This is a genomic window from Streptomyces sp. NPDC048521 (assembly GCF_043199855.1).
Lineage (GTDB): Bacteria > Actinomycetota > Actinomycetes > Streptomycetales > Streptomycetaceae > Streptomyces.
This window is the reverse complement of the sequence record NZ_JBICWR010000033.1, coordinates 1-25,284: the sequence shown is the minus strand read 5'-3', so window position 1 is coordinate 25,284 and position 25,284 is coordinate 1. Positions and strand designations below refer to the sequence as shown.

Genomic DNA, 25,284 nt, shown 5'->3' with positions numbered 1-25,284 from the left:
ACTCGTCGGTTTGACCGGAGATGCCGCCACGTTGTGACACGCACACACGGCCGGTGGTCACGATCGCCCGTCCCACGCTCCGCCGAGCCGCCGCCTTGCTCCCGACCCGGCTCCCGTCCGGACACCCGGTGCGGGAGGACCCCGTCCCGGGCGTCGGGAGCGGTCGTGCCGGTGTCACAAACCGCCGCCTGGCCTGGTCCTAGTCAGTGACCACCCACAGCGACGGGAGCAATCGTGGCTATCACCGAACAACGTCTTTCCACCATGGTGCTGGTGATCGGCACCGGCGGGTCCGGCCTGCGGGCGGCGATCGAGCTGGCCGAGGCCGGCGTCGATGTCCTTGCTGTCGGCAAGCGTCCCAAGGAGGACACCCACACCTCTTTGGCCGCCGGCGGGATCAACGCGGCCCTGGCCACGATGGACCCCGAGGACAGTTGGCAGCAGCATGCCGCGGACACCCTCAAGGAGAGCTACCTGCTCGGCGACCCACGCACGGCTGAGATCGTCACCCAGGGCGCGGCCCTGGGCATCGACGACCTGGAACGCTACGGCATGGCCTTCGCCCGCGAAGGGGACGGTCGCATCTCACAGCGCTTCTTCGGCGCCCACAAGTTCCGCCGCACCGCCTTCGCCGGCGACTACACCGGCCTGGAGATCCAGCGCACGCTCATCCGGCGCGCGAACCAGCTGGACATACCCGTGCTCGACAGCGTCTACATCACCCGCCTCCTGGTCCACGACGGTGCCGTCTTCGGTGCCTACGGCTTCGACCTCAACAACGGCACCCGTTACCTCATCCACGCGGACGCCGTCATCCTCGCGGCCGGCGGGCACACGCGCATCTGGCGGCGCACCTCCTCGCGACGGGACGAGAACACCGGCGACTCCTTCCGCCTGGCGGTCGAGGCCGGGGCCCGCCTGCGCGACCCGGAACTGGTCCAGTTCCACCCCTCCGGCATCATCGAGCCGGAGAACGCCGCCGGCACCCTGGTCAGTGAGGCGGCCCGCGGCGAAGGCGGCATCCTGCGCAACGCCCTCGGTGAGCGGTACATGACCCGCTACGACCCTCAGCGTATGGAACTGTCCACCCGCGACCGCGTGGCCCTCGCCTCCTACACCGAGATCAAGGAAGGCCGCGGCACCCCCAACGGCGGGGTCTGGCTCGATGTCTCCCACCTTCCCCGCCAGACGATCATGAACCGGCTCCCGCGCGTCTACCAGACGCTCCTCGAGCTGCAGATGCTCGACATCACCCGCGAACCCATCGAGGTCGCCCCCACGGCGCACTACTCGATGGGCGGCGTCTGGGTCCGCCCCGAGGACCACAGCACCGACGTCCGCGGCCTGTACGCCATCGGCGAGGCCTCCAGCGGCTTGCACGGCGCCAACCGCCTCGGTGGCAACAGTCTCATCGAACTCCTCGTCTACGGCCGCATCACCGGCCAGGCCGCCGCGGCCTACTCGGAGTCACTCACCGCGCAGCCCCGTTCCGCGGCCGCCGTGGCCCAGGCCCGCGCCGAAGTCGACGAACTGCTCGCCGCCGACGGACCCGAGAACGTCCGCGCCCTTCAGCGCGCCATCCGCAACACCATGACGGAACACGCCGGCGTCGTCCGTGACGAACAGGGGCTGCGCACCGGCCTGGCGGAACTGGACACCATCGAGAAGCGCATGGAGAACGTCGGAGTCCACCCCGACATCGCCGGCTTCCAGGACCTCGCCCACGCGTTCGACCTCAAGTCGGCCGCCCTGGCGGCCCGCGCCACCCTCGAAGCGGCGCTGGAACGCCGGGAAACCCGCGGTTGTCACAACCGCAGCGATTTCCCCGACATGGATCCCGCCTTCCGCGTCAACCTCGTCTGGTCCCCGACGACCGGAATCACCCACGAGAACATTCCCCCCATCCCGGACGAGATCGCGTCCCTCATGGAGGACGTCTCCACCGAAGGAAAACTCGTCGAATAGCCGCCCAGCTTTTTCAGACGCAGTAAGGATCCGGGAATGCCCCGGAATCTTGTCACAGAAAGCGTGCGCGCCAGGTCATTCCTGGTGCAGACGACATCACACATCTCCGAAAGGATTCCCACCATGAAGGTCGTAGTGATCGGCGGTACCGGACTGATCGGCTCGAAGCTGATCGCCAAGCTCAACGAGCACGGTCACGAGGCTGTGCCTGCCGCCCCCAACACCGGCGTCAACACGCTCACGGGCGAGGGCCTGGCCGAGGTCCTGAACGGCGCCTCGGTCGTGATCGACGTCTCCAACTCGCCCTCCTTCGAGGACGACGCCGTGATGGAGTTCTTCCGTACCTCGACCACCAACCTCCTCAAGGCGGAGGCGAATGCCGGCGTGACTCACCACGTGGCACTCTCCGTGGTCGGCACGGAACGGCTTCAGGCGAGCGGCTACTTCCGTGCCAAGCAGGCGCAGGAAGAGCTGATCAAGAACTCGGGGATTCCGTACTCCATCGTCCACGCCACGCAGTTCTTCGAGTTCATGAAGGGCATCGCCGACTCGGCGACCGAAGGTGACACCGTCCGTCTGGCCCCGATCAAGATCCGGCCCATCTACTCCGACGACGTGGCCGCCGCAGTCGGCCGCACCGCTGTCGGCACCCCCGTCAACGGTGTCGTGGAGGTCGCCGGCCCCGACGTGTTCCAGCTCGACGAGCTGATCCGCAAGGGTCTGGCCGCCAAGGACGACCCGCGCAAGGTCGTGGCCGACGCGCACGCCCCGTACTTCGGTGCGGAGCTGCAGGAGAGCACGCTGCTCCCCGGTCCGGACGCACACATCGCGCAGACCCGTCTCGCCGACTGGCTCGCGCAGCAGCACTGAGCCGCCGGGTGGCGGGCCCTGGGGTCGGGCCCGCCACCCGCGTGGGGTCTGTCGTGCCGCACCGCGGTACGACAGACCCCTTTTTCACATCCGGCACGACCTTGGTCGAGACGCCGACACGCCCAGTCACCGACTCCTTGTCACCGACAGACAGCAACCGCAGAGAAAGACACTCATCATGCTGATTCAACGCGATCAGACCGCTTCGCCCCGCTCCGGTACGTATGCGGCAGTGACCGGTGCCTACACCATCGACCCGGTCCACAGCACGATCGGTTTCTCCGTCAGGCACGCCATGATCTCCAATGTCCGCGGGAGGTTCGACCGTTTCGAAGGCCTTCTCAAACTCGACGGCTCCGACCCGTCCCGTTCCGAGGCGTACGTGAGTGTCCAGACCGACAGTCTGGACACGGGAGTCCAGGAGCGCGACGCGCACCTGGGAGGACCCGACTTCTTCGACTCCGCGACGTTTCCCCTGATGAGCTTCCGCTCCACCGGCATCGTCCCGCTCGGCGACGACGAGTTCCGCCTCGCGGGCAGTCTGCGCATCAAGGACATCGAGCTGCCCCTGGACATCGACGTCGTCTTCGGCGGAGCCGGCGAGGACGCCTACGGGCAGCACCGGGTCGGCTTCGAGGGCACGGCCACCCTGCGACGTTCGGACTGGGGGCTGGCCTGGAACGCTCCGCTGGCGACGGGGGGTGTCCTCGTCAGTGACAAGGTGACTCTGACCCTGGACATCTCTGCGGTACGCGTCGACCGGGACACGGCGGCCTGACCAAGAACCGGTGTGGGCGGGGTGGTACCGGTTCCGGTGCCACCCCGCCCACCCATGTCCCTGACTGTGGCCTGCGGCTTCGGCTCCTCCCACCAGTCACCCCAGCCGGGTCCGCTGGTCGATGCGGCACGTCGACGCCGGCGCGGAACCGAACCCGGGAACTCCATGATCGCCGGGGGGTCGCGGTCGAGTCACTCAACCCGCGCTCACGCGGCGGTCTCCGTCCCCGCCGGCTTGCGCGCCGCGCGCCGTCGCATGGCGCGGCGCTCCCCTTCCGTCGTGCCGCCCCAGATGCCCTCCACCGGGTCCGCGTCGACGGCCCACGCCAAACACTGCTCCGTCACGGGGCAACGATGGCAGACGGCCTTCGCCTCGTCCGTCTGCATCGCTACCGGACCACTGTTGATGTTGCCTATCGGGAAGAAGAGATCGGGGTCTTCGCGCAGGCAGAGCGCCCGTTCGCGCCAATCCATGAAACACCTCCTGCGGTGAGGGACGGATACGGTCTCGGGGGGCGGCTCGTCGTGAGGGAGAGCAAGGGACGCGGACGGGCGTGTCCATCACCGCTCGTCACTTGAAAGACCGAACGATCAGCGCGTGTGTGACATCGAACCGGTGCCGACGGTTCGACGGAGCGACAGGTCGATACCAACGGTGTGTCACTGGCCTGAGAAGGATCACCACGCCCCGTCCGCCCGTCCCCGAGCGATGCGGGCTCCGGGACGGGACGACCGCCCGCTCTTCGAAGGCCCGGCAAGAAATTCACCGCAAAACTGTCACGAAGCGCCTGCGCGGCCGGTCTCTTGGAGCGGAGGTGACCGCAACACCCTGCCAGAACCCTCAAGTGCGCGGGCCGGCCCGCCGCCCGGGCGGTCCTCGACAGACGGCCCGCGTGGTCGCCTCCCCCGACACCACCGCAACAGGAGAAACGGAGACCACAGGATCATGCATCCAGAGGCGCCCCCCGTGGAAGGCGACTTGAACGAGGCCGTTTCCGTCTTCGTGGAGCTCCGGCCACGTCTGTTCGGCATCGCGTATCGCGTGCTGGGCAGTGCGGCGGAGGCCGAGGACGTCGTCCAGGAGGTGTGGCTGCGCTGGCAGAGGACCGACCGTGCCGTCGTGGTCAGCCCCGTGGCGTTCCTGTCGAGCACCACCACACGGCTGGCCATCAACGTGGCTCAGTCAGCCCGTGTCCGCCGCGAGACCTACATCGGTCCATGGCTGCCCGAGCCCGTCGACACCAGCAATGACCCGGAGGTCGGCGCCGAACGAGCGGAAGCACTGGAACTCGCCCTGCTGCTGGTACTGGAGAAGCTCCCCCCGACCGAGCGCGCCGCGTACGTCCTGAGAGAAGCCTTCGACTACGCCTATCCCGAGATCGCGCAGATCCTGCGACTCAGCCCCGTCAACGTGAGGAAGATCGTGAGCCGGGCGCGCAAACACCTCACCGACGACCAGCGGGACAGCGTCGACGCCGCCGAGCACCGGAAGCTGCTCGATGCCTTTGTCGCCGCCGCTCGACAGGGGGACGTCGCCTCGCTGGAGGCACTGCTCACGCCGGACGCGGTCAGTGTGTCCGACGGGAACGGCATCCGGGGGGCGGCTCGCGTCCCCGTCCTGGGCCGAGCCCGAGTGGCGAACCTGTCGACCGCCTATCCCCGGTTCTGGCCGACGGTCGAGGTCGAACCGGTCCAGGCCAACGGACGGAGCGGGATCCTGCTCCACCGGGACGGCCGGCCCGCCACCTTCATGACCGTCGCCGCCACGCACCGGGGCATTCACCAGGTGATGTGGGTCTTCAACCCGACCAAGATCGCCGCCTTCTTCGACTCCCGTCACCGCTGTGGGGCCGTCCGCGGTGTCTGAGATCCGGCCCCTGTGCAGCATGTCAGGGACGAGGACGGTTCCAGGAGCGCAGTTTGTCGGGGTTGAGGACGACCCAGACCTGTACGACACGGGAGCCGGCGATGTCGAGGGTGACGACCGCGGCGACCTGATCGTCGTAGCGGGCGACGAGACCGGTGCGTCCATTGACGGGGTAGGCGTGCACGGTGGTGCGCGGGTGCCGGGCGAGCAGGGTCAGCAGACTCCGGGCGACCCGTTCGCTTCCGGTGACGGGCCGCGTCAGCGCGCGGACCTTGCCTCCGCCGTCGAAGAACGCGGTGGCGTCGGGGGACAGCAGAGACGCCAGACGGTCGGTGTCCTCGTCGGCGCACGCCTGTCGTACGGCGCGGACGATCTCGTCCTGCCGGCCCGGTGACGTCGGCTGTGCACGCCGCGACCGAAGGCTGTGACGGGCCCGGTCCGCCGGTTCGGCGCATTCGGGCTCGGACTGCCCCATGATGCCCGCGACCGTGCCCGGTGCCATTCCGAAGACGTCATTGAGCACGAACGCCGCTCTCTCGGCCGGTGACAGCGTGTCCAACGACCGCAGCAGCACGACGCTGACTTCGCCCTCCAGTCCGGTGTCGCGCTGTTCCCTCTCCCGCACGGGGGCCTGCGCCTCACCGGCGCGGTCGGGCAGGGCCAGCCGCGCCAGGCATATGCCACCGACGACCTGGGTCAGCCAGGCGCGTGGCGCCCTTATCCGCGCCCGCTGGTCATCGGAGAGCCCGTACCACTCCCGGTATGCCTCGTCGGTGACGCGCTCGGCCGCGATGCGGCTGCCCAGCATCCAGTGAGCGACCTCCAGCAGATGCCGCCGCTCATCGAGCAACTCAGCGATCGGCAGGGTGTCACCGACAGGTTCCATACCGTGTCCTCCTTCCGAACGGCCCTCCAGCACCACTGCCGCTGCGGCGGCGTGCGCACCGGAACGTTACCCGCGGTGTCCGGGAACGCCGCATCCGTCTCTCGGGGAACGGCACGGTCTCCTCGTCTTCTCTCAGTTTGACAGCTACACCGGTCGCGTGAGGACGTTGTGACAGCTCCGCAACAAAACACACTTTCATGTGACCCCGCCCATCCGACGTCATATCCGGTGGCAAGACCAGTGTGTCGAGTCGAACAGGCCGCTCATGGGGGTGCACCTACCCCGGCCGGCCCCTCACACACTCGTGCGCATCGCGCAGGACGCTCCTGATCCCGGCTGCGAACTGCAGTAGCGCGCGCAGTACGACTGGCTGTCACAGCTCCCCCCACTGCTCGGTCAATGCGGTGTCGACGGCTTGCGGCGGCATCCGCTCAAGCCCCGCAGCGAAGAAGGAGGAGCATGGCACAGACACACGTCAGCCGATGCGTTCGAGCGATCGCTGGTCGGGAGAAGCCCGTCCGCGGGCTTCCGGCACGAGCTGAGGAAGGACGAGAGGATGCCCCGAAGCACTGACCAGCAGAGCGACCCCGCCGCCGCGACCGCGTCGCTCGTGGCGGAGGCCGCCCTGCTCGAGGGACGGCTGCGCCTGCTTCGAGAGGCGATCGACACGGTGGACGCCCGCATCGACGCGGTCTCCGAGACCCTCAGGAAGCTGCAGCGCTCGGTGCCCGGTCCCGCCGACGGCGCCGCGCGCTCGGGCGAGGCGAGCGACAGCGGGCTCGATCACTCGGTGACGGGCCGTCCCTGAGGGATCGCGCGGGCGGATTCGGTGAGTCGTCGCACTGAACGATGTGCTTTCTCCGCTGTCCGTCCGCCCGCTCCGTTCTCGACCGGCGCGGGCCGCTGCATATGATGTCCGGGTAGCTTCCCCCCCGGTGCTGGGCCGGGTGACGGAGCCGGCGCATCGGGCGGCCCCGCCAGAACAAGGGTTGAGGACGAGAGGAACGCATGGTCTCCGTGACCCCCACGGCTCGCAACATCGAGATCACCGCCGAGAGCCTCCAGGAGGATCTGGCCCGGCTGGAGATTCAGAAGCAGGCGCTGGAGAGGGAACTGGCTGCGGTCACCGCTCACCTCGGCTCGGTACAGCGAGCCCTGAGCGCCCTTCAGGCCCTCATGCCCGGGGCCGCTCCGTCATCCGCAGCACCCGGTCCCGCAGAGGTGCCACCGGCGGTGGAGCCGACGCCCGCGCACCGTGCGACTCCCGCGGACACGACCGAGGACGCCGACGAGAGGCGGGCGACGGCCGGCCACACCGACGTCGACGCCGACAGTGTGAAAAGGTACGGCAAGCTCACCGAACAGATCCTGGCCTACTTCGCCGAAGCCGGAGACGTCGACGTCCGTGCCCGCGATGTCGCCGCCGCGCTCGGCCGTGACACCGACAGTGGCAGCATCAATGCCGTCCGGAGCACGCTCGACCGTCTGGTCGGCAGCTCCCGCGTGCGCCGTGTCGGCCGCGGTCTGTACCGCGCGGCCAAGTCCTGAGCCGACGGTGCCGCTCCGCCCCGTCGGGGGATCTCACCGGTGTCCTCGTGGGTCGGTAGCAGGTCCGGGCAGCCGGCGCTCACAGCGAGACGCCCGCCGCCCGGCGGAGTCACCGACGGCCTATCCGGGGACGACGTCCGTGGGTTCCTCGCTGCGGCGTGGGTCGCCGCTGGAGACGAAAGCCTCCCTCGGGCGCTGGACCGAGACGAGAGAGACGATGTCGCGGCCGTAGAAGGCGGCCGTGGCCCACACGGCGAACACGCGGGCCTTGCGCTCCCAGCTCGGTACGGCCAGAACGTGGTAGCCCCGGTGCATCAGCCAGGCCGGGAAGCCCTTGATGACCAGGCGCCGGTACTGGAAGATGCCACGGCCCAGCCCCAGTGTGGCCACCACCCCCAGACTGTGGTGCACGTAGTCCTTGGTCGGCCGGCCGCGCAGTGACGCCAGGATGTTCTTCGCCAGACGCTTGCCCTGGCGGACGGCGTGCTGAGCGTTGGGCACCGTGCGGGCGTCCGGTCGTCCGGCCGCGAGGTCGGGCACCGAGGCGTCGTCGCCGGCCGCCCAGACGTCCGCCACCACCTCGGTGTCCGTGCCGACGCGAAGATCCGCTCGCACGATCAGCAGGCCGCGTTCGTCGACCGGAAGGTCGGTGTGGTTGTGCACGATCGGGTTGGACGCGTTGCCCGCCGCCCACACGAGCAGACCCGTGTCGTACTCCTCTCCGTCCGACAGCACGACCCGCCCCTCCTTCGCGGAGACGAGTTGGGTGTTCAGATGCACCCGCGCGCCCCGCTTCTCCAGGGAGCGCACCACCCACTCACCTGGCCCGTCGGTGACCTCGGGCAGGATCCGTCCCCGCGCCTCGACCAGATGGAAGGCCAGTTCTTCCGCGCCGATCTCCGGATAGTGCTTGAGCAGCGCGGACGCCAGGCCGAGCAGCTCGCCGAAGCCCTCCACCCCGGAGAAACCGCCGCCGACGACGGTGACGGTGAGCAGCTTGCGGCGTTCGGGCCCCCTCGGCAGGGTCGCCGCGCGGTCGAACGAGGTGAGCAGCCGGTCGCGGATCGCCACGGCCTCCTCGACATGCTTCAGCCCGTACGCCTGGTCACTCAGCCCCGGGATCGGGAAGGTGCGCGTGACGGCTCCCGCCGTCACTACCAGCACGTCGTAGTGGAGGTCGAAGTCCGGCCCGGTCTCCGGCCGGACCGTGACCGTGCGCGCGCTGTTGCGGATCTCCGTCACCGAGCCCGCGATCAGACGGGTCCGGTGCAGATGCCGCCGAAGCGAGACCGCGGCATGACGGGCCTCCACCGACCCGGCGACCACCTCGGGCAGGAACGGCTGGTACGTCATGTACGGACGAGGGTCGACCACGGTGACGCGTGCCTCACCCCGTCGCAGCTTCTTCTCCAGGCCCCACGCGGCGTAGAAGCCCGCGTAGCCGCCACCCACGATCAAGATCTCACGCACGGTGTCCTCTGTTCCTGTCGGTTTCACCCTTCTAGACCGGCCGGAACCACTAGCTGTGACATGACCGAGCCTGGTCCGGGCGGCCACCACACCTGCCAGGTGGCAGGCCGGAGTCCACGCGGTCTTGTGGATCGGGACCTCCGCAGGTGCAATCGACGGCGCCGTTTCTGGTTCACCCCTTGGCGTTCGCAGTGCCGACCGGCGGATTGCCACACCTGCGCTTTCGGCGGGTCGACGCAGTCGACCCGGGGATCGGTGGGTCTGCGGCATCGGCCCTTTCCGCAAGTCCACACCGTGAGCCGTCCCGTGGCGCCCTTGTACTGCAGTGGGCGAGTCCGTGGTCGCCCCCGGGCACGGCCCGTGGCGACCGCGAGGTGCTCCACCCCCTCACCGCGCTCCAGCGGATGCGGCGGCCCGCCGTCCGATCGCTCCGGTCGGCGCCCTCGTCACACGCTCGCGTGCGCGCTCCAGTGCCTCTCCAGGATCCCGGCCACCTCCGCGGGCCGCTGGAGTACCGTCCAGTGATTGCAGTCCATCTCGATCACCGCGGAGGCGTGCAGGGAGGCGCCGAGCTTGCGCCCGAACTCGATCTGGCAGGCGGGGTCGAGCGCCCCCCAGAAGACCAGGCACGGCGCGGACACGGCGGACAGCCCCGGCTCCCACTCCGCCCCCATGGTGACTGCCGACCGGTACAGCCTGAGGATCGCGTCCTTCATCGGCCCGTCCACACGGCTTGCCATCTCCCTGGCCAGGTCGATGGGCACGTCGAAGCCGGCCGCGAGGTCGTCGGCGAAGGGCTCCGTTCGCAGTTCGTCCATGAAGCGGTCGCCTTCAACCTGGTCCTGCCAGACTTTGGCCAACGGATGCCAGACATATTCGGAGTTGATCGGACCGTTGCCTCCTGCCCAGCTACGGACCAGGTCGGGACGCAGGTAGGCGACGCGGAGGGTGAGAATGCAGCCCCAGTCGTGACCGACCAGGTCCACCGGCTCACCGATCCGCTCGAGCCGTTGGATGAGCCAGTCCACGTACTCCTCCTTGGTGGAGGTGAAACCGGCCGGGCGCGCGGCGCCGAAGCCGGGCAAGTCCCAGGCTTCCACGTCGGTCCGGGTCAGGTGCTGTCGCACACCGTCCCATACGTGGTGGGTGTCAGGAACGCCGTGGATCAGGATCGCAGGCATGAGTGAATTCCTTCGTCAGGGGACGACGCCTCGGGCATGAGAGCGGAATCGCATCCTGTCACACTGTCAGATGTTCATGAATCAAACGGACCACCTGGCAGCCCGCGCCTGCGGCCGACTGTCCGCCGCAGGCGCGGGCTGTCCGCCGCACGTGAACTCGTGTCACACGATCCGTGTCTGTCCGGTCTGCACTGGCGAGGGCACTGTCGGCCGATCGCGGTGGCGGCGATGTGGTGCCGTGTGAGAGGAAGGACACCTCATGGGTCAGACCGGTGACACGGTACCGATCGCGGAGCTGCTCGACGAACGACGGCATCTGCTCAACGTCGCCTACTGGATGCTGGGCACCGGCCCCGGAGCCGAAGACGCCGTCACCGAAACCTACCGGCAGTGGTACAGCCTGACCGACCTCCAGAGAACCGGCATCGCCGAGCCGCGTACCTGGCTGACCAAAACCATGGGCACCATCTGCCTCACCCGCCTGACCCTGCCCGACCGCCGACCCTCGAACGCCGACGGCGAGGACAGTGACACCACCGAACTCCACCGGGCACTGACAGCGGAAATCAGCGACGTCCTGCTCGACGCCCTGAACACCCTGTCCCCGGCCGAACGGGCGGCGTTCGTCCTCAACGACGTCTTCGCCATGCCACCCCGCACAGTCGCCGACATCCTGGGCCAGCCACCACACGAATGTGCCGAAATCGCCGACCGTGCCCGCCTCAGCCTGCGCACCAGCCGCGCACACCCCACCACACCACAACAGCACGACACGATCGTGCGCGCCGTCCGGCGCGCCTGCACCGCAACCGACGCCGCCGGCCTGACATCCCTCCTGGCACCCGACGCCACCGCGTTCTTCGACGGTGGCGGCAAAGTCCGGGCCCTGACCCGACCGGTCCACGGCAACCAGCACGTCGCCCGCACGCTCCTCACCCTCCTCACCCCCCGCCCCCACACCACCCTGCACCTCCACCCCGCCAACGGCCGCACCGCAATCGTCGTACGCCACCACGACCAAGTCGCCGCCGTCATCAGCTTCGACATCACCGATCACCACGTCACCCACGTCTGGGCCGTTCTCAACCCCGACAAACTCCGCACCTGGAACCGACCACACACCCTTGCCGACGAGCCAGGAACCCAGGGCGGTTGAGAAGGCCTCGCCCGGTATGGTCCGGCGGCACCCCGCTCAGCGGGCTGCCGCGCGGCAGCGGACATGGTGCCGTGCCGCGACGTCTTCCCAGGCGAACCTGCTTTCTGCGTGCTCCGAGAAGCCCCGCAGATCTGTCACAGACCGAGGGTGGCCCTGGTCAATGGGGCGGTGCTGATGCGTTGCCGCGTTGCTCACGACCGCAACCGACGATTGCCCAAGCCCTCGCCGACGTGATGCGACCGGCTGTCGCCCCGCCGAGGATGCGCCGGCCCGTTGCGCTTCGCCCGTGACAGTGGCAACAATTGACGGACGGCTTCCGTCGAACCATCACTGCATCTTCATCACTGTGACAACGCGGGTCTCCTGGTTGCCGAGGTTTCAGCACGTCACATGATTCCCTGGGACGCACGGCGGTGGAGAGTACATGGTGCATATGATGCACCGAAGTATCCATCCCGGCGTCCGGCCGAGCGGCACCCAGGTGAGCTGGGCAGGGGCGCGGCACGAGGGGTTGAGGATGAGAGGGAGACATGGTTCCGGCATCTCGCGCGGCGCGCGACATCGAGATCACTGCTGAGAGCCTCCAGGAGGATCTGACCCGTCTGGAGCTGCAGAAGCGGGCGCTGGAGAGGGAACTGGCCGCCGTCGTCGCCCATCTCGACACCGTCCAGCGGGCCCTGAGCGTCCTCGAAGTCGTGATGGCAGGCTCGGCGGGAGCGACGGCCGCCGACGACACCGTCGACACGGGCGGGCACCGCGCCTCAGGGTCGGTTCAGGTCAAGGCGGACACTCCATCGGCGGCACCCCTCGACACTTCTGCCGGCGCCACCCGGGCATCGCGGCAGCCCGGAAATCAGCAGGAAGCGGGGAAGCGGACATCCCGCCCGAATGCCGGCACAGAGCGAACGTACGGCAGGCTGACCGAGCAGGTCCTGGACTACTTCGCGCAGGTCGGTGATACCGATGTGCGCGCTCGCGACGTAGCGGCAGCGCTGGGCCGCGCCACTGACAGTGGCAGCATCAACGCGGTCCGCAGCACACTCGACCGTCTCGTGGGTACGTCCCGTATCCGGCGGACCGGTCGAGGTCTCTACCGTGTCCAGCGCTCCTGAGCAGATCCTCGGGGCGGCTTCAGGTAGCCCCGGACGCCGACACGCGGGGGATCGATCGGCGTCCGGGGCTACTGCACCCACTCGGCTCCATGCAGCAGGTGCGGAAGCGTTCCTGACGCCTGTCACAGGGCTTTCACCCGGCGCCTGGAACACTGTGATCAGCATACCGCACTCTGACATGCTCCGAAGCCAACAGTGGTAACTACAGCCGACTCTCGTAACAATGTTATGACGAGCACACTGCCGCCTCGAACGGAAACGGACCTCGGCGCATCATACTGGTGGATGTGAACGACCCGCACGAGCCTCCCCCCTCTCCCATGACGGCAGAGGCCCCCGAGGCGCACCCCTCGGCCAACTCGAACGCACATCGTGGTGACAGTGTGGATGTCATGCTGCGGCAGTGGGAGGGGCGACTGCCTGGGCTGGACTTCTCATCGAGTGAGGTACTCGCGCGGCTGCTTCGCGCGGCCCGCCTGACCGAGGAGTTGTTCGCGGAACGGTTGCGTCGTCAGCCCGGTAGGACCATCACCAACGTCGGGGACTTCGACCTGCTGCAGACGCTGCGCCGGGCGGCTCCCGGTCACGCACTGACGCCGGGGCAACTGATGCGGTACCTCGTCATTTCCTCAGCTGGTCTCAGTGGCCGCCTCAACCGACTGGAGCGTGATGGCTGGATCGTCCGCACCGCGTCACCGGACGATCGGCGACGCTCGCTGGTCGCTCTGACGACACAGGGACGGGAGGAGTTCGACCGCCGCTTGGAGGGCCACCTCGCGGTGGAGCGTCAGCTGCTGTCCGTGCTCAGCCCCGAGGAACGCGCCACCGTCGTGAGTGCGTTGCGCAAGATGCTGCTCCTCCTCGAAGGAACGGACTGAGCCGGCACCGGCAGGCGGGAGGCACGACGGGCATCGCGCCCGTGGCCCGAACCGCCAGTCCGCCGGAAGCTCAGCCTGCGGTGACGAGGACGAGAGAGACACTCAGGGCGATCACGGCCATGACGAGCAGGGCAAGCGCGACGCACGCATCGCGGCGCAGCCGTGCGTAGCGTTTGGTGTGGCGCGCTTCCACCATCGTGATCTGCTCGGTGAGGTGATGGGCGATCGCACGGGACACCCTGATCTGTTCCTCCACGTACCACCACTCGATGTCGGCCCTCTGGTCCTCGCTGAGTCCCGGCACACGGGCGGCGAAATCGGCCGCGCGGTGATGAGCGGCCCGGCGATGGGAGTCCCAGTACAGATAGTCCTGTATGTCCGTCAGGCCGCGCTCGGCCTCGTCCTTCGCGTCCATGATCTGCTCCAGCCGTACATGCCACGTTTTGCCCACGATGCCGAGGACACCACTACGGTCGGGCTCCTGTGCGGCGGCGGGTGAGCGGGCATGCGCCAAATCGTGTCACAGGACATCTTATATCTCGCTCGCGAGAGAGCGGACGACGTGTGCTCTCTGCCACCCTCCGGCGCGCTGAAGCCATCACGCTCCCGTGCCTCGCGCCAGACGGCCTCCGATGTTGTGCAACGATGTGATTCATCCGGTAACAGTGTGATGACATGTTGCGCCGCGTCTTGGCGCACGACCTCCCCCGGTGGATCATCGGAAGGCGTGAAGCACTCGTATCAGCCGCGGACACTCCCCCGGACGACCGACGATCCGTCATCGCCGCTGTCCCCCGGCACCCACACGATCACCGTCCCTCACGGGCCCGCCCGCATCGAACAGCGGTACCACGTCGCCGGTTCAGGCCCGGTGTGCATAGCTCACTCGGGCGGACCTGGCATCGGCTGGGAGTACCTGCGCATGCCTGCGCTCGAACGCTGCCTGACCATGGTCTACATCGAGCCGGTCGGCACGGGCGATTCCGGACGGCTCCCCGATCCGCACGACTACACCGTGGCCACGTACACGCGTCTCCTGCACAGTGTGGTGGAACACCTGGGACTCCCGAAGGTCACCCTGCTCGGCCACTCCCATGGTGGTTTCATCGCCCAGCGGTACGCCCTCGACCACCCCGGACGGCTCGCTGCCCTCGTCCTGTACGACACGTCACCGGTTGCGGACGAGCAGTTCTGGTCGGCCGCGGTCGCCGCCATGGAGCGGTTCGTGGAACGTCACTTCAACGACCATCCGGAGACGGCCGGTTACGTCGCCGCCCTCACCACCCGTCTGGACCTGCTCGACGACGACGGCACCACCGCCGTGCTGCGGACCATCATGCCGGCCTATCTCTTCGACTACTGGGGCAGGGAGGAGGAGTTCGCGCCCGCCCGTCAGTCGCTGCGGATGTACGCGGATCCCACCCGGGGGCAGGGCCCTTCGTTCGACATCCGGGCCGAACTGCCCCGCATCACCACACCGGCACTCGTCCTGGCCGGCAGACAGGACTTCATCTGCGGACCGCGATGGGCCCGTCTCCTGCATGAGGCCATGCCCGCTGCCGAGTTGTCGATCCTCGAGGACACAGGGCACCTGGCGCATATCGAACGGCCCGAACAGTTCAGCGCCTCGGTCCTCGCCTTCCTCCGCTCCCACGGCGTCCTCGGCACTCAGCAGAACCCGTAACCGTCAGCCCGAGGCCAGTGGCCGGACGCCAAGACCGTGCCGTACGAGTAGCGGTGACCAGCCCGTCGTGGCGGAACTCGCCAAGGGGGGCTGTCCCACCTGACGCCAGCCCCAGGTGGGCCTACCGGGTCAGGAACGCCTGCTGAGCGCACCGCGGAGGCCCGATGCCGGCTCCCGCGCCATAGGGCGGCCTGCTTTGCGGACGCAGGGGAGGGCACCGGAGCGGCGGCCCGTGGGTGCGGCCGGGGAGCCAGGGAAACGTGAAGAAGGCGGCGACGATCTCGTGCAGCCTGCTGCGCCGCTGCTGTCGCCGGGCGCGCTGCGCGTCGCACCGTCCACCGCACAACCATCGTCCCTCCGCGTGGGTCTCACAGGCGAGTTCACCCGCGTGTGCTTCCGCTCCGGAATCGCTCGCGCTCCGCTACCGCTTCGTGCTTCAAGGAGGACCCGTGGGCATCCGCAGACCGGCCGTCACAGCCGCCGCAGCCGCCGCGCTGATAGGGGCGTTCACCGTGCCGCTCGCCGGGAACACGGCGTTCGCCCGGGAAGGCACCGCCACCGCGCGCGAGGACTTCAACGGCGACGGCTACCAGGACCTCGCCGTCGCCGCGCCCGCCGCCACGGTGGGTGGCCACTCCTGGGCAGGCTACGTCGCGATCAGCTACGGCTCGGCGAACGGTCTCGCACCGGCCCGTACCACGGTCATCAACCAGGACACCCCGGGCGTGCCCGGCACCTCCGGCGACAACCACGGCTTCGGCTACCGGCTGATCCCCCGCGATCTGGACGGCGACGGTCTGACCGATCTGGCGGTGGCGACGAACGAGTACCAGCCGGCGAACAACAACGGCGGTTCGGTGATCATCCTCTGGGGCCGCGGAACCGGTATCTCCGGAACCGGCGCGATCCGCGTCCCCGCACCGGTGAACGCGTTCGTCGGCGAGGACATCACCGCGGGCGACTTCGACGGTGACGGGCATACGGACCTGTTCATGCGCGACGCCGAATACTACGACTACCGCGAAGTGCTCTACGGCCCGTTCGGCCGGAACGGGGCACCGGCCCGCGACCAGCAGCTGACCGTGTTCAGCACCGACAACACGATGTCCTCCACCGCGGCGGGCGATTTCAACGGCGACGGCATCGACGACCTCGCCACCTTCTACGTCTACGAGAACCATGCCGAGGGCGGCAAGCTGTGGCTCGGCACACGACAGGGCCTGTCCACCGTTCCTCAACGGCTGCCCTCCGCCAATGCCACCGCCGTCGGCGACTTCGACAAGGACGGCTACGCCGACCTCGCCATCCGCATCTACCCGAACAACGAGACGTATCTGGAGGACGACCCGGGGACGATCAGGATCTACTACGGGTCGCCGACCGGTCCCAGCACGACCCGTACGAAGACGATCACGCAGGAGACCGCGGGCGTGCCCGGCGTGAGTGAGAAGGGCGACATGTTCGGGGCACGGCTGAGCGCGGGCGACGTGAACGGCGACGGTTACGCGGACCTGGCCGTGGGCGACCCGGGCGAGGCGATCGGCTCGGTGACGAAGGCCGGCTCGGTGGTGCTGCTCAAGGGCGGCAAGGGCGGGCTCACGGGCACGGGCGCGCAGACGTTCCACCAGGACACATCGGGTGTGCCGGGGGTCGTGGAGAAGGGCGACCTGTTCGGTGGCTCGGTGCGGCTGCTGGACGTGACGGGGGACGGGAAGGCGGATCTGGCGGCGGGCGCGCCGGGTGAGGACCTGGGCACGGTCGCGAACGGCGGCGCGGTGTGGCTGCTGCGCGGCACGGCAACCGGCCTGACGGCATCGAAGGCCTTCGCGGAGAACCCGGTGGACCTGAAGGCACCGGCGGCGAAAGCGGAGTTCGCGAGGAACCTGGCCGGGGACAACGGGCCGACGTTCGTGATTCCGTAGGTCCACTGGTTTCCCTCGCTTCGTCCCGTTCACCCGGCAGGCTCCGGGCCCGCTGCCGGGGTGGGGTGAGAGTGGGTTGACCTCAAGCCCGGTTGAGTTTCTAGGTTTGGATGCGTCGATGTCGACGTACCGGTGAGGAACGGCTATGAGGACGCTGGTGCTGGGAAGGACGCCCGCCAGGGTGACGGCGGTGCTGGCCACGCTGCGCGCGGACGGCTTTGATGCGGAAGGAGTGACCACCGACGAGGAGGCCCGGAAGCTGTTGGAGACGGAGAAGTTCGGGGTGCTGATCGTTGGCGGGGGTGTGCAGCCGGACTCCCGCGCAGCGATCAAAGAGTTCGCGGTCAAGCACCGGGTGCGGCGGGTGATCGACGGCGCGCTGACGGCACCGTTCGACGCGTACGTGAAGCGAGAGTTCGAGCCGCTGATCCGGGAGGCAGCCTCCAAGGGCTGACGGCTGACGGCCACGCAGGCACGAGGCGCACACGAGTTGGAACAGGCTCGTATGCGCGGTATCGCGTCAAGCAGCGCATGAGCTGGGTGACGCCGTGGCGGTTTCCGCTGGTCGCAGAGACGGCCAGCGGCGTCCCGTACCACTCGGTGATCAAGTGGTGCTCGCTGCCCGCCCGTCCCCGGTCAACCATTTGAGCGCCCTCACGTGGAAGCCGTCGACCGCCGCGTCGTCCATGTCCAGCAACACCGAGGATCAGTCGACGAAGCCACCCCCCACCTGCCGCTCCCTCGGACCGAGTTGAGTACGGCTACTCATGCGCGTCACCATCAGCCGCGACACCCTGCACCCATGACCGACACCCTTCCCGTACCGGAACGCCGACGCCCCTGGTCACACCGAACACGCCTGGGCGCGGACCTCGCCCTCGCGATCCCGCTGTTCCTGTTGGAGACCGCGTGGCTCGTGCTGGACTGGATATACGGCTACGGCCTGGAGGTGTGGGCAGCGCAAGGCGAGCAAGCTCGGATCGACGCGGCCGGCCTCGCGCACATCGAACGGGTACGGATGCTGCTGATCGCCGTACTCCTCGTCGTAGTTCTGGCGGCACTCTTCCGTGCCCGCTGGACAGTGATCGCACATTTGCTGATGGCCCTCCTGGTAGGCGGATCGCTGGCAGCCGCCCAGCACGAGTGGGACCACAGCCACGCCCCGCCACCCGGATGCATCCGCTACAGCGCGAACTGCTGAGACCGCCGGGCGCGGATCGAGCCCCCTGATGTCACCGACCAACGCCGACGACCGGTGAGGGGAACGCTCATCTGCGACCCGCTCATCCGCCTGGTCTTGGACGGACTCGGTTCCTGGGGCGAGCTGGACCAGTGCGCGGTACGCGATCGACTCCGTCAGCGTCCGAGCTCTCAAACGGGGCCGGTTCTCGCTGATTCGAAAAGGGGTCGGTCGCCGCCTCTGCCGAATGGCTAGGGTCGGTCCTCATGGAGACCACGGGAATCGTTCGTCGCCAGACGGCGGAGCGTATACGCGACGCTCTGGAGCGGCTCGTTACCGAGCGGGACGTATGGGTGTCGACGGCTCACCCTGATCACGGGCCGCACCAGGTGCCGCTGTGGTTCTTGTGGGATGGGCGAGCGGTGTGGATGTGTACCGACGCCACTTCCGTGACTGCGCGGAACGTCCGTGCAGAGCCGCGCGTGCGACTGGCGCTACCGGACACCTCCGACGTGGTGCTCCTCCAGGGTGAGGCGGAGTGCTTCACGGACCAGGAGGTGCCCGGAGGCGCAGCGGAGGCGTTCGCCGACAAGTTCGGGTGGGACCCGCGCGTGGAGGAGGGTTCCTTTCTGTATGTACGCGTGGTCCCGAGGACGGTGCGCGCTTGGCGCGGCGAGCCGGAACTACGCGGGAGAGTCATCATGCGCGACGGAATGTGGCTGGAATGACGGCCGTCCCTCGCTGACGGGCCTCTCTCGGATCACGAGCTCAGTTGGAGTACTGGGCTTGCGCAAACGCCGGTTCGGCCCGTACACCGGGGGAATGACGCGCGAGTCCGAAGACGGTGGCGCAAAGCTGCGCGGTGGCCTTATCGCCCACAGGTGCCCGATCCGCCCCAGGGTCGTCGTGGCGCGCCTGTTTCCGGCGTGGGCCTTGGGCTCGACCTGGCTGCCGTGTAACTGAGTTGCGGCCGGAGTCGGCGCCGACGAAGAAGGCGTTGGTGAGCGGGGTCGGGTGCCGATGAGCGAGTAGCCGGATGGTGGTCATCGGGCTGTCTCCTGCTCGGCGCTGTCCGCTGCTCATCACTGCGGGCCCGGTCTGGTTTCGGGCGGTCGGCGACGATTGCCGTGCCAGTCCAGTATCAGGACCGTGGCGTCGTCCTTGAGGTTGCCATGGCAGGCCTCAAGCACCGCGGCGGTCAGCCTTCGGACGGTTTCTCTCGGATGCAGCGCGCGGGTGTCGTGAAGGACCGAGGCCAGGTCGACGGCTGCGGCACCGCGCTCCTGCATTCCATCGGTGAGCAGTATCAGGCGGTCGCCCGGCCGCAGCTGCAGTTCCTGTACTCGGTAGGAGGTGGGTGCCGCCACGCCGAACGGCAGGTTGACGGCGAGTTTGACCTCTTCGACGGTGCCCTCGCGCAGCAGCAGCGGCCAGGGATGGCCGGCGTTGACCAATTCACACAGGCCTGTTTCGAGCTCGATGCACATCAGCTGTCCGGTGGCCAGGCCGCGGCTGTGGCTCAGCAGGGCCTGGTGGGCGTGCTGGGCTTGCTTGAGGGCGTCACAGCCGCTGCGGCGTGCCCGCCGCAGCGCGCCGACCAGCAAAGTGGCCAGCAGAGCGGAGTTCGTGTCGTGGCCCATGGCGTCGGTGATCGACAGGTGCAGGGTGTCGCGGTCGAGGGTGTAGTCGTAGGTGTCGCCCCCGATGTCGTCGGCCGGGATCAGTCCGGCGGCGAGGGTGAACTGGGGCGCCTCGCAGCAGGGGGCCGAGGGAAGCAACTGGTGCTGGATCTCCGCGGCCAGGCTGGTCTCGGTGGTGCGCCGGCCGAGGTGGTACAGATCGGTGAAGCGGCGGTCCGTGACGATGATGTAGGCCAGCGCGTGTGCCGCATCGCGGACCTGTCGAAGGACGGTGTCGTCGGCGGACTGCAGGGTCGCCTCCAGAACGCCGATGCAGTCGCCGCGGTTGGTGACCGGCGTGATGACGCGCCGTCCGCCCTGGCCGTCCGGTTCCACATGCTGGCGCTGGCTCTGCAGAACGCTTTCGTAGACGCTGCCCTGCAGGTCGATGGGCTCGGCATGGTCCGCGACATCACCGCCGGCCGCGACGAGCCGTACCAGCTGCTGACCGATGAGGTCGGCGAACAGGAAGGACACACGTTCCGCACCGAATCGCTTTTGCAGGTCGTGTGCTACCACGTTGACGGATTCACCGGGCGGCGCCGCCTCCGCAGCGGCCAGCAACTGGCCCAATTCCAGATCTCCACGCTCCACGGCAACCTCCCATCGGCTGCCACAACTTTTTCCCCGAGTTTCCGCGACCTCACCTCACAGTGCCCATCTTGCCCGGTCAGGACGACGGACCGGGGCGGTGCGAGGAGGTTGCAGGTCCGTCGGAAGGCGTCCGCGGACGGCCGGGCGGCAGTGCGTCGGCGGCCGGAGGGTACAGGCGAAGCGGCGTTCACGCACGGCGAGCGGTCCGGGTACCGACCGATGCCGCTCCGTGCGCGGTGACCGGCCGGACGGCTGCCGTCTCCGCTTTGCCGCCATGACCCTGCCCGTCACCCCGCGGGCACGTCCACGACCAGCTTGACCACTCTCCGGCCGCCCCGGGACGAGGACGCAAGGGCGGGTCGGGTCTGCGGAGCGACGCAGGTGCCATTGCCGGGCTCCGTCCGGCGTTCGTTCCGCGGCGGGAGACATCTCCTTGGACGGGCTGGATGCTGAGCGCGGTGAGCGGGTGGTGGTGTCGGTGCTCACGGCGCAACCGGGTGAGCTTCCTGCGCCTGTCAGTGCGCTGTTCGCCCCCCTTTCCCGAGAGCGGTCACCGTCTGGCTGGTTCACCCGTCGTCGAGAGTGGCTCGCAGACCGTGAACCTCGATCGCGGGGAACCCGGCGGCACCGAGCAGCCCCTGGACACCGCCCCGGGTCACTGGTGACCGTCACATCCAGGAGTGTTCACTTCGGAGCTCAGCGCAGCCCGAGGCAGGGCAGCCACGCGCGCGAACCGCCCCCAGCCGCGGTGAGCAGCGCGCAGAGCGGGCTCGCCGCGCCTCCGAGCAGTCCCATGCGGTCCTCGCCGAGGGCCTCTACCAGCGGCAGGCGGTCCGGCAGGTGGGCGAGGAGGCGGGCCTTGAGCCTGGCCGCTGCGCGCAGTCCGGCCTGGTGGTCGAAGGCGTCGGCCACGGCCAGCGCCCCCGCGGCCCCGTGGCACAGGCCCAGAAGGTCGCTCGGCCGGTCGCCGAAGAGGTGGAAGTCCTCGTAGTAGCGGTCGGCGAGCGGGGTGAAAGCCGCAGCGGCCCAGGCAGCCGTCTCCCCGTCGGCGATCGCGTCCGCCGCATCCCACAACGCCCAGGACACCCCGGGCGTGCCGTAGCACCAGGCCTGGCGCGCGCGGTCCGGCGGGCTGTCGAGGCCGGCGCCGTCCCAGGTGCGGATGGAGCGGGTGTCGTCGAAGGACTGCCGCATCAGCCATGCGGTCGCGTGCCCCAGAGCGCGTCAGGCCTGGCTGCGGGCCGAGGTGGCGAACCGCCGCGGTGAGCGCTGCGGCGACGCCGGCGGTGCCGTGGCCCGTGCCGGTGTTGATCCGTCCGTTCAGCCAGTCGAGGTGCGGGTGGCCGGCGTACCCCGCGGTCCGCAGCCGCGGCACGCCGTCGGCGTCGCACAGGGCGGCCAGGTGGTCGACGAACGGACGGAGTCGGTCCGGTGCCGGGTGGGCTCCGGCACACATGGCGAGCAGGACGCCGGAGGGGCCCACGATCAGGTCGTAGTCGGGGAACGCGACCTGGTCGCGGCGCCATCCCTGCATCGCTGCGGTACGCACGACGTGGTCGCGCAGGCGCGAGGTTGATCTGGGCCCAGCCAGCCTCGGGCAGGTCGTCGCGCAGTGCGGGGTGCGGCGCTGCCCACATCCTCAAGCCGAGAGCGCCGGTTCCTGCCAGTCCGGGTCATGCCCGCACGCGGCCGCCAACTCGTCCAGCGACGCGTGGAGCGCGGCGGCCAGGGCCGCGATCGTGAAGAAGGCGGGGGTCGGGGCCCGGCCGGTTTCGATCTTGCGCAGGGTCTCCGCGGAAACCCCCGCAGCGGCCGCCACCTCCGCCATGCTGCGGCTGCCCCGCGCTCGACGCAGCAGCGCGCCGAACCGCTCGCCGCGTTCCCGTTCCCATGGCGTCAGAGGAGTTCTCACCATGACCGTGATACTAATACCGGTATAAGTATTGGGCCCGACGGAGGCGAGGAGTCACAGCACATGGTGGAGATCAAGACCGATGCCGCACTGGACGCGATGCGGGAAGCCGGACGTGTGGTGGCCCACGCCCTGGCCGCAGTCCGAGAAACAGCCGACGTGGGGGTGTCCCTGCGAGAACTGGACGAAGCGGCCCGATCGGTGCTGGCCGAGGCCGGAGCCGGCTCCCCCTTCCTCGGATACCGACCGTCCTTCGCCCCGGTCGCTTTCCCGGCCGTGATCTGCACGTCCGTCAACGACGCCGTGTCGCACGGCATCCCCACCGGCTACCGGCTGCGCGACGGCGACCTGGTGAGCATCGACTGCGGCGCCCAGCTCGACGGCTGGACGGGCGACGCGGCCATCACCTTCACCGTCGGAACGCCACGCCCCGGCGACCTCGATCTGATCGACGCCACCCAGCAAGCCCTCGACGCCGGCATTGCCGCCGCCCAGGTGGGCAGTCGCATCGGCGACATCTCCCACGCCATCGACACCGTGGCCCGCAAAGCGGGCTGCGGCATGCCCCCCGACTTCGGCGGCCACGGCATCGGCCGCCGCATGCACGAAGACCCTCATGTCCCCAACCGCGGCCGCCCCGGCCGCGGCTTCCCCCTCCGCCACGGCCTGGTCCTCGCCATCGAACCCATGCTCATGGCCGGCGGGCAGAACGCCTACCGCACCGATGTCGACGGCTGGACCCTGCGCACCACCGACGGCAGTCGGGCCGCCCACATCGAGCACACCGTCGCCATCACCGACCAGGGCCCCCGCATCCTGACCCTGCCCTGACGCCCTGAACGGATCAGCGAGCCCCTAGGACTGCGGCGCCAGGGCATGCACCTGCTCAGCGACTCACGGGTGCTCGGCTGCCGGGCGTCGACGAGGAGGCCGTCCGGGCGTCGACGAGGGGTCGTCCAGGAACCGTTGGGGCGCATCTCCCGGTCACTCGCTGACGTCTCACCTGCACACGACGGACGGGGACAAGCGGACCGCGGTCGAGCTGGTGGCGGCGGGGGGCGACCCTGACCAGTCCCGTCGCCGTCACCGCGGAGCCGCTCTCCCCCGGTCGTCCCACTTCATACTCCAGACGGTCTTCTTCGTCCCCATGGGGAGGCGGTGCGTGAGCCGGGGGTGGTGGACGGGCGGGTATGTGTTGCCCACCGCGTGGGCAGGGAAGACCGCCACGCCCTCTGCTGCCGAGCCGTCTCGTCGTTCGGCCCCCGGAACTCGACAGCGGCAGTTCCGGCCGCGCCCCCTGCCGCCCATCGGTCGGGTCAAGCCGCCTCCGTCACCACCGGCGTGGCCGCGAGGTCTCCGGTGGTCAGGTTGTCCTCGGCCGATGAACCCTCTACCGGAGACCTCACTTACTTCTCGATGACGACAGCACCCACCACGGCGGACTTCGAGGCAGACCCTAGGTCCCTGACGCCGAGGGGTGACCCGATGAGCATCACAGCGGGGCGAGGCGGGCCTTGAGCAGGCAGAACTCGTTGCCTTCGGGGTCGGCCAGGACATGCCACTGCTCCTCCCCCGTCTGGCCGATGTCGGCCGGGCGTGCACCGAGCTTCAGAAGGCGTTCGAGCTCGGCGTCCTGATCGCGGTCGGTGGCGTTCACGTCGATGTGCAGCCGGGACTTCCCCTTCTCCGGCTCATCCCTGCGGCTGAGGATGATCGTGGGCTGCGGACCCCCGAACCCTTCGCGCGGCCCGATCTCCACCGATCCGTCGTCCTCGCGGTCGAGCACGACGAAGTCGAGGACCTCGCACCAGAACCGCGCCAGCACCTCAGGATCGCGGCAACCGAGCACGAGTTCACTGATACGACATGCCATTGACGGGTCCTACTCTCAGCCTGGGTCCTGCGGGGGAGGCCACACGAACCTCATGGCTCCCAGCAGCGTCGACAATCCCGCGACCGTACCGGACCGGGCGAGCACGGGCGAGATGTTTTCAAGGCTGCCCAGGACCGGCATGTCGTCACCGCCTGCGGCGAAGACGACCAGCCGGTCGTCCGCCATCGCCGCCTAGGATCCCGTCCCGATGCCACTTTCGCGGATGTGCCCTGATCCGCTGGAGGCGGCTCGCAGCGCCAGGGCAGCAGCCGGTCCCTGCACCGCACTGGAGCCAGTCAGTGCACGCGATCCCCGCACTCCGTCGGCAACAGCACGGTACCGGGCGGCAGTTCGCCCGGATGCCGGGCCCGTAGACACCGCGGCGCTGTGGTCATGAACGACTTCACACCGCCGAGCTGCGAGCCAGCCTCCGCCCTGAGGGCGGCGCCTTGGATCTTGCGACGGCGGAACGAATGGGGGCGTCGCACGGAGCCGGTTCTTGTGGGCGGGCGGTGAGAGGGCCGGCGGGACGCTGGTTCGCGCCGGCCCTCGCGCCGTTGTCGGCGCGTGTCTTGGAACACCTTCGGGTGTCTTACTGATCATTTCAGAATGAGGTTCGGAGTCGTCTCAAGCAAATGACGCTGCAGGCGAGTTGGAGTAGTCCGAGGTGGAGGTCGCCTCGTATCTCGTAGCGGATCCGTAGGCGATTGAACTGGTGGAGCCAGGCGAA

General features: G+C 68.9%; 26 protein-coding genes and 2 pseudogenes. 16 read left to right on the top strand and 12 right to left on the bottom strand.

Annotated elements, in window-relative coordinates; all coding sequences use genetic code 11:
• Positions 1 to 264: 264 nt before the first annotated feature.
• The 3 genes from ACGFRF_RS40110 to ACGFRF_RS40100 all read left to right on the top strand — a co-directional run bounded on the left by ACGFRF_RS40110 (position 265) and on the right by ACGFRF_RS40100 (position 3,613).
• On the top strand, positions 265 to 1,965 hold the full coding sequence (locus tag ACGFRF_RS40110; protein WP_393748877.1) for an L-aspartate oxidase: 1,701 nt from the start codon (positions 265 to 267) through the stop codon (positions 1,963 to 1,965).
• A 123-nt stretch (positions 1,966 to 2,088) separates the two neighbouring features.
• On the top strand, positions 2,089 to 2,835 hold the full coding sequence (locus tag ACGFRF_RS40105) for an SDR family oxidoreductase (protein ID WP_393748827.1): 747 nt from the start codon (positions 2,089 to 2,091) through the stop codon (positions 2,833 to 2,835).
• Between the two features lie 181 nt (positions 2,836 to 3,016).
• Positions 3,017 to 3,613: a YceI family protein gene (locus tag ACGFRF_RS40100; protein WP_393748876.1), complete on the top strand. Its 597-nt coding sequence runs from the start codon at positions 3,017 to 3,019 to the stop codon at positions 3,611 to 3,613.
• A gap of 206 nt (positions 3,614 to 3,819) precedes the next feature.
• On the opposite strand, the gene ACGFRF_RS40095 is transcribed toward ACGFRF_RS40100, so the two are convergent.
• Positions 3,820 to 4,086, bottom strand: coding sequence for a WhiB family transcriptional regulator (locus ACGFRF_RS40095; RefSeq protein ID WP_393748825.1), 267 nt, complete (start codon positions 4,084 to 4,086; stop codon positions 3,820 to 3,822).
• Between the two features lie 472 nt (positions 4,087 to 4,558).
• Here ACGFRF_RS40095 and ACGFRF_RS40090 point away from each other — a divergent pair, with 472 nt between their 5' ends.
• Positions 4,559 to 5,479, top strand: a complete 921-nt coding sequence (locus ACGFRF_RS40090) for an RNA polymerase sigma-70 factor (RefSeq protein WP_393748823.1) — start codon at positions 4,559 to 4,561, stop codon at positions 5,477 to 5,479.
• A gap of 22 nt (positions 5,480 to 5,501) precedes the next feature.
• Here ACGFRF_RS40090 and ACGFRF_RS40085 read toward each other — a convergent pair whose 3' ends face one another.
• Positions 5,502 to 6,365 carry an RNA polymerase subunit sigma gene (locus tag ACGFRF_RS40085; protein ID WP_393748821.1) on the bottom strand — a complete coding sequence of 288 codons (864 nt, stop codon included), beginning with the start codon at positions 6,363 to 6,365 and terminating at the stop codon, positions 5,502 to 5,504.
• Between the two features lie 556 nt (positions 6,366 to 6,921).
• On the opposite strand from ACGFRF_RS40085, the gene ACGFRF_RS40080 reads away from it, so the two are divergent.
• Complete coding sequence (locus tag ACGFRF_RS40080; RefSeq protein ID WP_393748819.1) at positions 6,922 to 7,173, top strand: hypothetical protein; 252 nt, start codon at positions 6,922 to 6,924, stop codon at positions 7,171 to 7,173.
• Positions 7,174 to 7,373: 200 nt separating this feature from the next.
• Positions 7,374 to 7,913: a hypothetical protein gene (locus tag ACGFRF_RS40075; protein WP_393748817.1), complete on the top strand. Its 540-nt coding sequence runs from the start codon at positions 7,374 to 7,376 to the stop codon at positions 7,911 to 7,913.
• A gap of 120 nt (positions 7,914 to 8,033) precedes the next feature.
• On the opposite strand, the gene ACGFRF_RS40070 is transcribed toward ACGFRF_RS40075, so the two are convergent.
• Both ACGFRF_RS40070 and ACGFRF_RS40065 read right to left on the bottom strand, forming a co-directional pair.
• Positions 8,034 to 9,383, bottom strand: a complete 1,350-nt coding sequence (locus tag ACGFRF_RS40070) for an NAD(P)/FAD-dependent oxidoreductase (protein ID WP_393748815.1) — start codon at positions 9,381 to 9,383, stop codon at positions 8,034 to 8,036.
• Between the two features lie 446 nt (positions 9,384 to 9,829).
• Positions 9,830 to 10,564 (bottom strand): alpha/beta fold hydrolase, encoded by a 735-nt coding sequence (locus ACGFRF_RS40065; protein ID WP_393748813.1) that lies wholly within the window; start codon positions 10,562 to 10,564, stop codon positions 9,830 to 9,832.
• A 259-nt stretch (positions 10,565 to 10,823) separates the two neighbouring features.
• On the opposite strand from ACGFRF_RS40065, the gene ACGFRF_RS40060 reads away from it, so the two are divergent.
• From ACGFRF_RS40060 to ACGFRF_RS40050, 3 genes are all read left to right on the top strand, one after another.
• Positions 10,824 to 11,720, top strand: coding sequence for an RNA polymerase subunit sigma (locus tag ACGFRF_RS40060; RefSeq protein ID WP_393748811.1), 897 nt, complete (start codon positions 10,824 to 10,826; stop codon positions 11,718 to 11,720).
• Between the two features lie 530 nt (positions 11,721 to 12,250).
• Positions 12,251 to 12,832, top strand: coding sequence for a hypothetical protein (locus tag ACGFRF_RS40055; protein ID WP_393748809.1), 582 nt, complete (start codon positions 12,251 to 12,253; stop codon positions 12,830 to 12,832).
• A 287-nt stretch (positions 12,833 to 13,119) separates the two neighbouring features.
• Positions 13,120 to 13,710: a MarR family winged helix-turn-helix transcriptional regulator gene (locus ACGFRF_RS40050; protein WP_393748807.1), complete on the top strand. Its 591-nt coding sequence runs from the start codon at positions 13,120 to 13,122 to the stop codon at positions 13,708 to 13,710.
• A 70-nt stretch (positions 13,711 to 13,780) separates the two neighbouring features.
• Here ACGFRF_RS40050 and ACGFRF_RS40045 read toward each other — a convergent pair whose 3' ends face one another.
• Positions 13,781 to 14,125, bottom strand: coding sequence for a hypothetical protein (locus ACGFRF_RS40045; protein WP_393748805.1), 345 nt, complete (start codon positions 14,123 to 14,125; stop codon positions 13,781 to 13,783).
• A 312-nt stretch (positions 14,126 to 14,437) separates the two neighbouring features.
• Between ACGFRF_RS40045 and ACGFRF_RS40040 the strand changes: the two genes are divergently transcribed.
• From ACGFRF_RS40040 to ACGFRF_RS40030, 3 genes are all read left to right on the top strand, one after another.
• The gene (locus ACGFRF_RS40040) at positions 14,438 to 15,394 is read left to right on the top strand and encodes an alpha/beta fold hydrolase (protein ID WP_393748803.1); all 957 of its coding nucleotides are present in this window, start codon (positions 14,438 to 14,440) and stop codon (positions 15,392 to 15,394) included.
• A 449-nt stretch (positions 15,395 to 15,843) separates the two neighbouring features.
• The gene (locus tag ACGFRF_RS40035; protein ID WP_393748801.1) at positions 15,844 to 17,316 is read left to right on the top strand and encodes an FG-GAP-like repeat-containing protein; all 1,473 of its coding nucleotides are present in this window, start codon (positions 15,844 to 15,846) and stop codon (positions 17,314 to 17,316) included.
• Between the two features lie 145 nt (positions 17,317 to 17,461).
• Positions 17,462 to 17,770, top strand: a complete 309-nt coding sequence (locus tag ACGFRF_RS40030) for a hypothetical protein (protein ID WP_393748799.1) — start codon at positions 17,462 to 17,464, stop codon at positions 17,768 to 17,770.
• A 47-nt stretch (positions 17,771 to 17,817) separates the two neighbouring features.
• On the opposite strand, the pseudogene ACGFRF_RS40025 reads toward ACGFRF_RS40030, so the two are convergent.
• Positions 17,818 to 18,010 (bottom strand): annotated as a pseudogene (locus tag ACGFRF_RS40025) (IS5/IS1182 family transposase); the annotation flags it as partial.
• Between the two features lie 108 nt (positions 18,011 to 18,118).
• Between ACGFRF_RS40025 and ACGFRF_RS40020 the strand changes: the two are divergent.
• Both ACGFRF_RS40020 and ACGFRF_RS40015 read left to right on the top strand, forming a co-directional pair.
• The gene (locus ACGFRF_RS40020; RefSeq protein WP_393748798.1) at positions 18,119 to 18,517 is read left to right on the top strand and encodes a DUF6234 family protein; all 399 of its coding nucleotides are present in this window, start codon (positions 18,119 to 18,121) and stop codon (positions 18,515 to 18,517) included.
• Positions 18,518 to 18,762: 245 nt separating this feature from the next.
• On the top strand, positions 18,763 to 19,224 hold the full coding sequence (locus ACGFRF_RS40015) for a pyridoxamine 5'-phosphate oxidase family protein (RefSeq protein WP_393748796.1): 462 nt from the start codon (positions 18,763 to 18,765) through the stop codon (positions 19,222 to 19,224).
• A 354-nt stretch (positions 19,225 to 19,578) separates the two neighbouring features.
• Here the strand turns inward: ACGFRF_RS40015 and ACGFRF_RS40010 are convergent, their stop codons facing one another.
• Together ACGFRF_RS40010 and ACGFRF_RS40005 are read right to left on the bottom strand one after the other, a co-directional pair.
• Positions 19,579 to 20,769 carry a PP2C family protein-serine/threonine phosphatase gene (locus ACGFRF_RS40010; RefSeq protein WP_393748794.1) on the bottom strand — a complete coding sequence of 397 codons (1,191 nt, stop codon included), beginning with the start codon at positions 20,767 to 20,769 and terminating at the stop codon, positions 19,579 to 19,581.
• Positions 20,770 to 21,465: 696 nt separating this feature from the next.
• On the bottom strand, positions 21,466 to 21,963 hold the full coding sequence (locus ACGFRF_RS40005) for a lanthionine synthetase LanC family protein (RefSeq protein WP_393748792.1): 498 nt from the start codon (positions 21,961 to 21,963) through the stop codon (positions 21,466 to 21,468).
• Here ACGFRF_RS40005 and ACGFRF_RS40000 point away from each other — a divergent pair.
• On the top strand, positions 21,941 to 22,345 hold the full coding sequence (locus ACGFRF_RS40000; RefSeq protein WP_393748790.1) for a hypothetical protein: 405 nt from the start codon (positions 21,941 to 21,943) through the stop codon (positions 22,343 to 22,345). The genes ACGFRF_RS40005 and ACGFRF_RS40000 overlap by 23 nt on opposite strands.
• 63 nt (positions 22,346 to 22,408) lie before the next feature.
• Here the strand turns inward: ACGFRF_RS40000 and ACGFRF_RS39995 are convergent, their stop codons facing one another.
• The gene (locus tag ACGFRF_RS39995) at positions 22,409 to 22,684 is read right to left on the bottom strand and encodes a helix-turn-helix domain-containing protein (RefSeq protein ID WP_393748788.1); all 276 of its coding nucleotides are present in this window, start codon (positions 22,682 to 22,684) and stop codon (positions 22,409 to 22,411) included.
• Between the two features lie 60 nt (positions 22,685 to 22,744).
• Here ACGFRF_RS39995 and map point away from each other — a divergent pair, with 60 nt between their 5' ends.
• Positions 22,745 to 23,512 carry a type I methionyl aminopeptidase gene (gene map, locus ACGFRF_RS39990; protein WP_393748786.1) on the top strand — a complete coding sequence of 256 codons (768 nt, stop codon included), beginning with the start codon at positions 22,745 to 22,747 and terminating at the stop codon, positions 23,510 to 23,512.
• A gap of 661 nt (positions 23,513 to 24,173) precedes the next feature.
• On the opposite strand, the gene ACGFRF_RS39985 is transcribed toward map, so the two are convergent.
• From ACGFRF_RS39985 to ACGFRF_RS39975, 3 genes and pseudogenes are all read right to left on the bottom strand, one after another.
• A complete protein-coding gene (locus ACGFRF_RS39985) occupies positions 24,174 to 24,554 on the bottom strand; it encodes a VOC family protein (protein WP_393748784.1) in 381 nt (126 codons plus the stop codon).
• A gap of 15 nt (positions 24,555 to 24,569) precedes the next feature.
• Complete coding sequence (locus ACGFRF_RS39980) at positions 24,570 to 24,740, bottom strand: hypothetical protein (RefSeq protein WP_393748783.1); 171 nt, start codon at positions 24,738 to 24,740, stop codon at positions 24,570 to 24,572.
• A 418-nt stretch (positions 24,741 to 25,158) separates the two neighbouring features.
• Positions 25,159 to 25,284: pseudogene (locus ACGFRF_RS39975) on the bottom strand (IS5/IS1182 family transposase); the annotation flags it as partial.

Bases quoted from the DNA above. Each gene is read 5' to 3' on its own strand.
- ACGFRF_RS40065 (WP_393748813.1), bottom strand. From the start codon at position 10,564: ATGCCTGCGATCCTGATCCACGGCGTTCCTGACACCCACCACGTATGG.
- ACGFRF_RS39980 (WP_393748783.1), bottom strand. From the start codon at position 24,740: ATGGCGGACGACCGGCTGGTCGTCTTCGCCGCAGGCGGTGACGACATG.
- ACGFRF_RS40020 (WP_393748798.1), top strand. From the start codon at position 18,119: ATGACCGACACCCTTCCCGTACCGGAACGCCGACGCCCCTGGTCACAC.
- ACGFRF_RS40060 (WP_393748811.1), top strand. From the start codon at position 10,824: ATGGGTCAGACCGGTGACACGGTACCGATCGCGGAGCTGCTCGACGAA.
- ACGFRF_RS40085 (WP_393748821.1), bottom strand. From the start codon at position 6,365: ATGGAACCTGTCGGTGACACCCTGCCGATCGCTGAGTTGCTCGATGAG.
- ACGFRF_RS39995 (WP_393748788.1), bottom strand. From the start codon at position 22,684: ATGGTGAGAACTCCTCTGACGCCATGGGAACGGGAACGCGGCGAGCGG.
- ACGFRF_RS40090 (WP_393748823.1), top strand. From the start codon at position 4,559: ATGCATCCAGAGGCGCCCCCCGTGGAAGGCGACTTGAACGAGGCCGTT.
- ACGFRF_RS40105 (WP_393748827.1), top strand. From the start codon at position 2,089: ATGAAGGTCGTAGTGATCGGCGGTACCGGACTGATCGGCTCGAAGCTG.
- ACGFRF_RS40005 (WP_393748792.1), bottom strand. From the start codon at position 21,963: ATGCGGCAGTCCTTCGACGACACCCGCTCCATCCGCACCTGGGACGGC.
- ACGFRF_RS40080 (WP_393748819.1), top strand. From the start codon at position 6,922: ATGCCCCGAAGCACTGACCAGCAGAGCGACCCCGCCGCCGCGACCGCG.
- ACGFRF_RS40055 (WP_393748809.1), top strand. From the start codon at position 12,251: ATGGTTCCGGCATCTCGCGCGGCGCGCGACATCGAGATCACTGCTGAG.
- ACGFRF_RS40095 (WP_393748825.1), bottom strand. From the start codon at position 4,086: ATGGATTGGCGCGAACGGGCGCTCTGCCTGCGCGAAGACCCCGATCTC.
- ACGFRF_RS39985 (WP_393748784.1), bottom strand. From the start codon at position 24,554: ATGGCATGTCGTATCAGTGAACTCGTGCTCGGTTGCCGCGATCCTGAG.
- ACGFRF_RS40015 (WP_393748796.1), top strand. From the start codon at position 18,763: ATGGAGACCACGGGAATCGTTCGTCGCCAGACGGCGGAGCGTATACGC.
- ACGFRF_RS40075 (WP_393748817.1), top strand. From the start codon at position 7,374: ATGGTCTCCGTGACCCCCACGGCTCGCAACATCGAGATCACCGCCGAG.
- map (WP_393748786.1), top strand. From the start codon at position 22,745: ATGGTGGAGATCAAGACCGATGCCGCACTGGACGCGATGCGGGAAGCC.
- ACGFRF_RS40110 (WP_393748877.1), top strand. From the start codon at position 265: ATGGTGCTGGTGATCGGCACCGGCGGGTCCGGCCTGCGGGCGGCGATC.
- ACGFRF_RS40045 (WP_393748805.1), bottom strand. From the start codon at position 14,125: ATGGACGCGAAGGACGAGGCCGAGCGCGGCCTGACGGACATACAGGAC.
- ACGFRF_RS40030 (WP_393748799.1), top strand. From the start codon at position 17,462: ATGAGGACGCTGGTGCTGGGAAGGACGCCCGCCAGGGTGACGGCGGTG.